Annotated in this window: 8 protein-coding genes; 7 read left to right on the top strand and 1 reads right to left on the bottom strand. The window is 57.9% G+C overall.

What is annotated here, in order from left to right; genetic code table 11:
* Window positions 1-424: 424 nt before the first annotated feature.
* Complete coding sequence (locus EN991_RS10575) at window positions 425-2,506, bottom strand: sensor histidine kinase (RefSeq protein ID WP_013529056.1); 2,082 nt, start codon at window positions 2,504-2,506, stop codon at window positions 425-427.
* A gap of 11 nt (window positions 2,507-2,517) precedes the next feature.
* On the opposite strand from EN991_RS10575, the gene EN991_RS10570 reads away from it, so the two are divergent.
* The 7 genes from EN991_RS10570 (at window position 2,518) to EN991_RS10540 (ending at window position 10,024) form a co-directional block, all read left to right on the top strand.
* Window positions 2,518-3,231 (top strand): response regulator transcription factor, encoded by a 714-nt coding sequence (locus EN991_RS10570; protein ID WP_127368707.1) that lies wholly within the window; start codon window positions 2,518-2,520, stop codon window positions 3,229-3,231.
* A gap of 205 nt (window positions 3,232-3,436) precedes the next feature.
* A complete protein-coding gene (locus EN991_RS40300; RefSeq protein ID WP_206519185.1) occupies window positions 3,437-4,942 on the top strand; it encodes a collagen-like protein in 1,506 nt (501 codons plus the stop codon).
* 85 nt (window positions 4,943-5,027) lie between these two features.
* Complete coding sequence (locus tag EN991_RS10560; protein WP_127368706.1) at window positions 5,028-5,828, top strand: DUF6065 family protein; 801 nt, start codon at window positions 5,028-5,030, stop codon at window positions 5,826-5,828.
* A gap of 199 nt (window positions 5,829-6,027) precedes the next feature.
* Complete coding sequence (locus EN991_RS10555; RefSeq protein WP_063169439.1) at window positions 6,028-6,543, top strand: L,D-transpeptidase; 516 nt, start codon at window positions 6,028-6,030, stop codon at window positions 6,541-6,543.
* Between the two features lie 430 nt (window positions 6,544-6,973).
* Window positions 6,974-7,390 (top strand): hypothetical protein, encoded by a 417-nt coding sequence (locus EN991_RS10550; protein ID WP_245268594.1) that lies wholly within the window; start codon window positions 6,974-6,976, stop codon window positions 7,388-7,390.
* Window positions 7,391-7,461: 71 nt separating this feature from the next.
* The gene (locus EN991_RS10545) at window positions 7,462-8,064 is read left to right on the top strand and encodes a DUF3011 domain-containing protein (protein ID WP_013529061.1); all 603 of its coding nucleotides are present in this window, start codon (window positions 7,462-7,464) and stop codon (window positions 8,062-8,064) included.
* A gap of 1,003 nt (window positions 8,065-9,067) precedes the next feature.
* A complete protein-coding gene (locus EN991_RS10540; protein ID WP_063169437.1) occupies window positions 9,068-10,024 on the top strand; it encodes a DUF1403 family protein in 957 nt (318 codons plus the stop codon).
* Window positions 10,025-10,138: the final 114 nt, after the last annotated feature.

Below are 10,138 nucleotides of genomic sequence, written 5' to 3'. Positions count from 1 at the left end.
ACGTTGCCGTCCATCGACACGCATGCCGATGCAACAGTGGCAAGGCTGAAGAAAGCTGCGATGGCGAGAGAGGCTTTGCGCATCGTGGTCTCCTAACTGGGTTCGGCGAACCAACCGTTACGAGATCGTGGGCCGGGCCTCTTCCCCATTTGGGCTAAACCGGCTGGTAAATTCACGGCGGCATGGCTGCGCTTGCGGACAGAAGCGATGTGCGGAGATGCCGAATGGGCCTGCCCATCGCCGAAGCTTTACGGCCTCCGCGAAGGCCAGAGTGTCCCGGCTCGAGCGGCTCTATCGCCGCCTCTCTACCAGATCCGCAAGATTTGCCGGAGGTTAACGGTAGACAATGAGCGGCCGCAACTGTGTCTCTTTCCGGCCATTTTCTTCAGTCCTGGTTCGGCCCAAAGGCCATATGTCAGGGGGATCACTTTTCAGGGGCAGGCCAGTTCCGCTCGACGGGCAGTGAGAGGCGGAATGTCGACCCGTTGACGTCGCTGGCGGCCAGTATGAGACCGCCGCCATGCTGCCGGGCGATCTCGCGTGAAATGTAGAGCCCTAAACCGGAGCCGTTTACCAGTTGGCCCGCGGCGCGATAGTACCTCATGAATATGAACTCGTGGTCGTCGGGCGCTACGCCAGAGCCCTGATCCGCCACGTGTACAAACGCCACGCCCTGCTCAGTCGACAGCCGGATCGTCACAGAGCTGGTCACCGATGAGTATTTCAGGGCGTTCTGGATCAGATTTTGTATCACAATCTCCAGCAGGTTGCGGTCACCTTTCACAATCACTTCATCGCCGTGAGTGAAGCTAACACGTCCGGCCGCAGCATCATCCAACCCCGCTTCGGCGGCGCGCAAAACCTCATTCAGGTCGAACATCTTGATCCTGGGAAGAGTTTCGTGCCCGCCATTGAGCCGGTCGAAGGCTAGGACGTTTTCAATCAGCGATGACATCCTTTTGACGGTCTGGCGGATCCTTGTGGTGCGCAACTTGATATTGTCGGCGCTTTCACCTGCAGAAGATGACAGATTGTCGGCGGCGGCAGAGATGACGGCCAACGGGCCGCGAAACTCATGAGATACCAAGGCCACAAAGTCCCGCTGCTGAGCCAGAGCATCGTTGGCGGTGTCCAGAGCCTGCCTGAGCTTGAGTTCAAGCAGGTGACGTCGATCCACTTCCACCATGAGCGAGGTGTTTCTTTCCCCAAGCTCAGCGGTCCTTTCGCGCACCTTGATAGTCAGCTCCTGCTCGGCCAAGCGCGACACTGCGATGACGCGGTCCTTTTCCTCGCTCAAGCTGCGCTCGGCAAGCCGCGTTCTCTTCGCGACGGCCGCGCTGAGCAACGCCAGGTGAATCACGGTCCCGCCGGCCAAGAATCTGGACAAAGAGCCATCCAGTTGGAACGGGTTGGCCCCAGTATACATCATCTGCATCACCAGCATGACAGAGATTACGCTCAAAAATGCAATCGCCGACAGCAGATATTGATACCGTCGCCGCACAATGAGCAGATAGAGCACCAGCAGCGAAATGAAGATGAGAGACAGCTGCTGCAGTCGCGATACGAAAAACCCGACGTCGCCGTAGCGTCCCACAATCGCAAAAGCCAAGGCGATGCCATTGAGCAGTACAACGCCCTGGGAGATGCGCCACGCCCAGATCAATTGGCGGTGAAAATCAAACAGTCTAGATAAAAATAATATCAGCACTATACTGTATAAGCAAACGATAATACCCCAAATGAGGTGTATGGTTTTCGGCTCTAGAGACCTCAGAATTTCGGATGCGTATCCCATGTGGAAGAGACTTATTAGGCCAGACTCTATGATAACCGCGATGTATAGAAGATATAAAGAATCCCGGAGCCATACGGCATACAGAAAATTGGTGAAGATCATGACGAAAATCGCGCCAACCACCATGCCCATGACCCAATCGTCGGATCGGCGATACTCTTCATAGCCTTGACTCTGCCAAAGGTTCAGCGAAGTCGTGATCGAGGTCGACGATTGGAGTCGGATGTAATAATCGGTTCGGGTGGACGGCACGGAAATTGGGAAGACGGCCGGATATGCGTCGGCGTCTGCTCCATCCCCTAGGTTGAGTCGGTCAGGGGGCAAGACCGAATAACCTCCCGCCCCGTCAGAGACATACAGCGTGATGTGTTCGATCAAGGGCCGTTCTACCTGCAGCAGCCATTGCCTTGGAGCCGTGGAGGCAGACAGGGAGAACCGGGCCCAGATTGCGCCCTTTTGATAGCCCTGCGTGAGCATCGAAGGGATGGGTTCGAACTGGATGTTGGAGCGCTTGGAAACGATATCATTGAACGTGAGCGCGCCGGTGGGATCATGAAAGATTGCGAGGTGACCGCTGAGTGAAACCGGAGCCTTGAGGCCGTCCGTCGGTTTCAGCGGAAGCGCCCATAACGTTTGCGGCACAAGACACACAAACAATATAGACAATGCGGCGAATAAATGAAATCGAATGGTATCAGATTGCTGCATGGGGTCCGTAGATGATCGGAGAAGGCTACAAGCATGGCGATGTCGTGATCTCCCCCCTTGTTTATCTTGTCGATGACGACAGGGATTTCCGCGAGGAGATGGTCTTCGGACTATCCAGATTGGGCCTGAACGTACATGGATTCCACAATGCTGCCGCCCTCTACCGAGCCTGTGCCGCCAAGCCGGCTGAAATCGTCATTCTCGACATTGGCCTGGAGGGCGAAGACGGCCTTTCCATAGCTACCCATTTGCGGGCCTTACAATCGGTCGGGATCGTCATGGCGACGGCCCGGAGTTCCATCGACGACCGGCTCAATGGTCTTGAAGCGGGCGCTGACGCTTACCTCGTCAAACCCATTGATGTTCGGGAGCTTGCTGCCACGGTGATGGCGGTCAATGAACGTCTCAACAGGCGCCGCGCCCCTTCGTGGTCTCCGGCCCCACGATGGGCCCTGGAGGAAGGCGGCTGGGTGCTTACCGACGGCATGGGCCATCGCCTTCGCTTGACCACCTCGGAACGGCATTTTTTGGAACGCTTGTTCAGTGAGCGTGGCAAGACCGTCGATCGCCGCGCGCTCGTCGAAGCCATGGGCGCAGACATCTATGACTTCAACTATGCCCACCTGGACACCATCGTGAGCCGGCTGCGTCGAAGAGCCAAGAAATCCGACATGCTTCTCCCCTTGCACGCAATTCGCGGGTCAGGCTTCGCCTTCCCCGATTAGAATGATCGTGCCGACCCTGTCCAGAGAGAAGATTGCCGATCTCATCAATTTGGAAGATGACAGGGAAGGAATTCGAGAAGCATCCTCAAGCGACTGACAGTAAGTGTAAGGATATGACAGTTACTGCGATTGTGAATAATCGCGAGATTAATTACTTCAAGGAAAGGGTTGGATAAATCCGCATTCGTTAGATGGCTCGCATTCTATGCATAATCGAACAGGAATGTATCGTGCGCATGGCGAGGTAGATAACGAGGGCGGCGGTGCGCAGAAGGGGTGCGGGATGCGGCAGCATAAGAGAATTTTATTTGCCAGTTGTTCTATTCTAACGTTCGCATCCATCTATGTCGCGATTACCCCCGCGCTAGCCGGGGCGCCAAGCAACGAACAACTCTATCAGATGATTTTGGACCTGCAGCGAAATCAGAAGCAGATGGCGCGCAAACTTGAGGCCGCCTACGCCGAGACTGCTCAGGTTAAAGAAGAATTGGCCACCCTCAGGGGTTCGGTGGCCCAGAGTCGCGAGATGGCTGCGCTATCCTCGGTTGAGAGGCGCATGTACCTGTCAAATCCGCAATCCGACACTCGTGCCGTTGCCGCGCCCAATGTGCGTGTCGGATTCGGCGCGGGAACCAACGGTCACGACCCGTATGCCTTTACCGACGGTTCCGTGGCGCTCCCGCTCGGTGAAAAATACGGCTTCCAGGTCGATGCGATTGGTGGCGTGACGCCAAACAGTAACTTCACAGGTGCCGCCGCGCATCTGTTCCGCCGTGATCCGAAAGTTGGGGCGCTGGGTCTGTATGGAAGCTACCTTCACGGCGGAGGTGGTTACGATGATGGTGGAGTTCTTGAAAACGGTTATGTCGAAGGCAAGCTCGGCGTTGAAGGCCAGTACTATCTGGGCCGGGTCACGCTTGAGGGACTTGCCGGTATAGAATGGAACTCACTTGAAGAGGACGTCAGCCCGTTCGCCGAAGGCAGGGTCGGGTACTATCCTACGGATAACTTCAAGGTTAATGGCGGCCTGCGTCATCGCGACGCCTTTGGTGGTAGAACGCAACTTGTTGGCGGCGCCGAGTACCTGACCGAGTTCGGAAGCGGGATAGCGACTTCTATCTACAGTGATTTCAGCTTCGATCTGACGAACAGCGACGTCTCCTCAAGCGGCGATTTTTCTGCGATGGCCGGTTTGAGATTCCACTTCGGCACCAATGGCGATCGAAGCGCCCCGAAGACAGTCTTCTGCAAGGATCCGGACCAGAATTTCGAGTGCGCGGTCACAGATGGTCAGAACGATTATTATGCCGACAAGCCAGGTCGTTCCTTGATTCAGCGTGATCGTGGCGACTTCCTTCCATCGCACATCGTAAAAGACGTTGGCAACTTGCCGACGCCTTCCACCAATGTTTGGGGACAGCCGGGGGCGCCTGGCGCACCCGGCGAGGCTGGTACGCCTGGAGTGCCCGGCGCGTCTGGACCTCCCGGCGCGCCCGGCGCGGAGGGACCTGGCGGACCTGCTGGGCCTGTCGGACTGCCCGGATCGGACGGGACACCTGGAGCGCCCGGCGATACCGGCGCGTCTGGACCTCCCGGCGCGCCCGGTGCGGAGGGACCTAGCGGACCTGCCGGACCTGCGGGACCGGAGGGACCTGCCGGACCGGTGGGGCCGGTGGGACCGGAGGGACCTACCGGACCGGCAGGCCCATAGTGCCCCCTTCTATCCTGGTCATGCCGCTACGGTTGGCGACGTGATCAGCAACTTAGAATCGAATCGTTTGAGGATAGCGGAGAGTATGACCGGCCCTCGTCTTGACTGCATGATCCAGGCTCCGAACCCGCCTGAGCTTGTCGCCGCGGAGGGGACGCGAGATTGGATGGATGCGACCGACCAGCATTTCGCCTACCGCTGCACGCCGCTTTCAATCGCCAATGCCAGCGGATGGGAATTGCTGAACCCCATAAATGTGACTGTTACTTGGAACGGATACAACACTACAAAAGACGTCGCCTTCCATGTAAACGAACCGAACGTCACGCACCGATTCATCAGCTCGACCTTCGGGCACGGCATAGTAACCTTTCATCCGGGTTACGTGTTTCGCACCGAGCCGGGCTGGATGGTGTGGGCTCGCGGCTCTCCCAACCGGATGAAGGACGGAATCGCGCCCCTGGACGGCTTGGTGGAAACCAACTGGCTGCCGTTCAGTTTCACCATGAATTGGCGCTTCACCCGCCCTGGGTCTGTCACTTTTGCCAAGGGCGAGCCATTCTGTTTCGTCACCATGATGCCAAGTGTCGCTATCGAGCAGGTGCAGCCGGTCATTCGTCCGATGGAGGACGATCCTGAGTTCCATAAAGAACATAAGGTTTGGAATAGCGAACGTCGACGGTTTTCGGCCGGCCTGCAGATGAACGACGAGCTTACCAAGGAGATGAAGTGGCAGAAGCACTATCTGCAGGGTGTTTCGCCGACGGGGAAATCGGTCGCGGATGACACTCACCGAGTAAAGCGAACTCTAAAGCGGCCGATCCACATCGACCAGTTGCGGGCCCAGGAAAAAGGTTCGCCAGTAGATGAAGCTAGCCAAGAGTAAGCGGCCTGTGCGCATTCCTCCAGTTGGATCGCTAGCATTTGGCCGTTCGATTAACGGGTCGGTTTCGAGCAGAGACGAAAGACCGGAATGCATCCGCCAGTTCGTGCGGTCGGGCTTTGTATTGGCGCTGGCGGCGCTCCTTGTCGGTTGCCTGGCGGATGGAAAAGGTAGCCCGAATACGGCTACAGAGTTAGTTCGCGTGAAAGCCGCTTACGCGAGGGAGCCGCATGAGGTCTTCATCGTCGATCGCAGCAAGTTTGACCAACGCTTTCTGCCTGTCGATGTGACGCCCCCGGAACGCTTGCCTGCCGGTACGGTGTTGATCGATACACGGCAGAGGTTCCTCTATCTATACCGCCTCAATGGGATGGCGCGGCGCTATGGTGTCGCCGTCGGGGCTAGTGGTTACAGTTGGTCGGGCATTGCCAGCGTAGGGCGTAAGGCGGAGTGGCCCGCATGGCATCCGACTGACGACATGCGTAACCAGTCGCCCGACCTGCCGCGCATGATCAGGCCCGGCACGCACAATCCGCTCGGCGCGCGAGCTCTCTATCTGTACAAGAACGGCGTGGATACGCTTTATCGTATCCACGGCACCTCAGAGCCCTGGACCATAGGAACTGAAGCGTCCTCAGGGTGCATTCGCATGCTCAACGAGGATGTGATCGAACTCTACAGTCTGGTGCCGAAGGGAGCAAAGGTCATCGTGAAGTGAAGCGAATTGAACAGGCACAGGCCAACGCTTGCTGTCGGATGCCGTTGGACAATACCCACGCCGGTGGCACAGGTGACGGCAGATTTCTGCTTCTATCCATATGGCGTCATAGAGGGAGAATTTAAGACATAGGCGTCGCTGCTCGTATCGATATCACTCGCGAATAAGGTTTTGGATACCTTAACCGTCATCTCTGTCCGTCATAATCGACGTTTAGGTATTCTTTTTTACACCTTTTGCGTGTATTGAAATAAAAAAATTCAATGGACGCGTCTATATGTCAGTTCTCGTCAGTGACGGCATGCCATTCGTCTTCCCGTTCGCCGTCGGCATCAGTCAGGGCGCGAATGTCCGAAGGACAAATCCAGGCTGATGGGTTGGCAATTGAACGCACCGAGTGAAAGGACCTATGATGAGGCGCTCTCTATTCATGCTGGTTTCCGCCGCGCTATTGAGTACCGCCGTTGCGGGTCCAGCGGCAGCGCAGACCGCCGCTGAAACAAACCAGACCCTTGACGCGCTGTTCGGCAGTCACACAACCTATCAGCAGTTTTTCGACAAGCTGCAGAAGGCTGTCAGTGCCGGTGACAAGCAGACCGTCGCGTCGATGATCGATTATCCCTTCCGCGCCCGGATCGGCGGCAAGGCGATCAAGATAAACGACGCCGCGCATTTCGTGACGGATTACGACAAGATCGTTACCGCCAAGGTCAAACAGACCGTCCTCAAGCAGACCTACCCGACGCTGTTCGCCAATTGGCAAGGCGTCTCAATCGGTGATGGCGAGGTCTGGTTCTCCGGCGTCGGAGACGGCAACACCATCAAGATCACCGCGATCAACGACTGACACCTGGCGGAAGAAATTCCATTTCGATGACACCGACGCAACCGGTCGTTGACCACTCCGGAGGGGTTCACATGCTACGTTACATGTTCATTGCTTTGCTCGCGCTCGGCTCATCGTGGATGATCTCTGATGCCCGCGCACAATCGACTGTCGAATGCCAATCGAGGCACTATCAGTATGGCGAATGCTGGGCGGGCCCGCTGAGCAAGCCGCAACTCATTCATCAGACTTCTGGAAGTCCTTGTATTTTGAACCGGACCTGGGGCTACAATCCACGCAGCAAATATATTTGGGTCGCGCAAGGCTGCTCCGGAATTTTCGCCGATGTCGGCGGCTACCACCATGGACGTGGCGACAGCTTTGATCCCAATGCCCGCATGTATGACCATCGCGGTCATGACGTCGGCGCAGTGGTTGGCGGAGCTATTCTCGGCGCTCTGATCGAGGGGATGGCGGACGATCATCACAATCGACGGCACACGACGAGCAACTACCGCCCCGATAGCAGCTACAATGGTTGTCATGGCATGGGATGCAAGGTCGACAATCCTGACCAGGCAATCGATACCCGACCGCAATTTGACAGGCAGGGAGAGCCAAACTTTGATGTGCATGGCAACTACCAAGGATGCCATGGTGCAGGCTGCCTTGTCGACAATCCTGACGCGGAGTGAATTGAAGGACGAAGGAAGCCGGTCACGATTGTCAAAGCGGGGCTCTTAAATCTTTCCCGCAGCATCAATCTTGATCTTCATCCTGGCATCACCACGGCAGACTTCGTTCACCTGCTTCTTGGTTTCTCCTCGAAGCGGTGGAGGCAGCCGAACATGTTCTCTATCTCCTCCTGCATCGTGGCAGCGGCTGAGACGATAAGATCGAGGTTCTTATGATGTCGATCCATAGGGGCTTGTGCGGAAGCCTCTTTGTACCAAGAAATGCACCAAAAGAGAGCCGATATTCGGAAAAATCGTTGCGAATCAGGCCGTTATGGGAAATCGATGGCGGAGAGGATGGCGGAGAGGGAGGGATTCCCTTTCACCTCTATGATACTGAAAATACTAGTCTTTTCGCGCTTTTTGTTACACAGTTTGTTACACAGCTACAACTACGATTTATAACCGCTCTAAGCTCGCAGCTTTTGGGCTCGCCTGCCCAATCCATCCGATCTGTCGAAACCGATGGCTTGTAGGACACTCCCGCGTGTGTACGTTGGGGCTTGGGTCAGAAGGTGACCCACAGCAAAGACGGGAGCGCCGCAGCGCAAAAGATCTCATCGGTCAAGGAACAGATAGTGAAGTAGCCTGTGACAATCGGCGCCAGCATCACCTCCAAAGCCGACCAGGAAAAACCCGCAAAAAACGTCGCCCTCAGATACCCCGTCGGCAATGAATATGGGACCGAAGTTGCGCGGCAGATCGGGCGTTAGATGCCTTCATGACATCTGAACCTGAGCAGGCTCCTACGCCGCGAGCCGGCACATTTCCGAACGGAGTTTCGTCCGGCTGCGCAAAAAGGTGCCCTGTCGAGACTTACTTGTTGGCCAAATGGCTTAGCAGGGACGAACTCGTGAAGAGATTGATAATGCAACACTATCAGTCGTTGTGCTGATCCGACAGGCTGTGCGTTTTGGCACGAAAATCATGGCGAAAAGCGCACCGGCACTTTACTCTCCAAATTATGATTCGCCTCGATCCCGCGACCGCCAGCTCCTCTGCGCCGCCCTCCGTTCCCGCGTGGGCGATCACAAGCGCCGGCGCGCCGAGTGACGGCGACGCCGCCTTCCGGGCCGGCGCCGCCCTGGGTGCCCTCGACACGCTCGCCCGCGCGCAGGCAGCCTGGGCCGGCGCTTGGCGGCAGCGGCTGGCGGTTCGCTGCGCCGCCTCCAGCATGCGGCTCGCCGGCCGCGCCGAGGATGCGGCCGCCTTGCGCGATGCCTGGCATTTGCGTCCCCTACGTGCTGACCCCGGTCCCGCAGGCGCCGTCTTTGGCGCCTGGCGGCAGTTGGCCAGGCAGCCGCCCGCCGCTACGCCCGGCCGGCTCGGGAAGATACTCGACCAGCTTGGCCTCCATTGGGACGGCGCCGCGCTCGCCGACCTTTGCACGCAGATCGAAAAACTCGGGGTATCCCAGCGGTCGGCGCCATTCGACGCCGCGGCGATCGCCGCTGAGGTCGTCGCCATGCGTCCCGATGCCGAAGTCTTTGGCTGGTGGCTCGCCGACCTGGTACTGGCGCAACGCCTGGGCTGGCCGCAGCCCCTGCCGCTCCTAATGGCGCAGGGTTTTGGACCATCTTTCCGCACCGAGGCCGGCGGTGGCCGGCGCATCCGGCCCGGGGACAAGAATTTTGAGCGGGCGGTTTGCATCGCGCTCGTCGCGGCCGCCGCGGACGCTTGTCGGTTGGCCGCCGAGCTGTCGCGCCGGGCCGAAAAACTCCTGGCGGTGGCGCCGAAACTGCGCGCCAAAGGCGCCGGCGACGTAATCTTTCTGCTGCTCAGTGAAGACGCCGTGTCCGGATCGCTGACGACGGACAATCTGTCGCGCTTTGCATCGCGACGGCTGTTCGAACGGCTGCAGCAACTGGAGGTCGTGCGCGAGCTCTCCGGCCGCCCCACATTCCGGCTGTTCGGGCTGTAGCGATGAGCGAAGCGTCCGCCCGCCGCAAGCCAAACGATCAGCCGGCGCTGCTCGACACCGAACTGGAACATCTGCCGCCGGAGCTGCGCTGGTGCGAATGGATGGCCCGCGTCG

Origin of the sequence: Mesorhizobium sp. M7A.F.Ca.US.005.03.2.1, from assembly GCF_003997795.1 — a bacterium.
GTDB lineage: Bacteria > Pseudomonadota > Alphaproteobacteria > Rhizobiales > Rhizobiaceae > Mesorhizobium > Mesorhizobium ciceri.
This window is presented reverse-complemented; position numbering and strand designations above follow the sequence as displayed.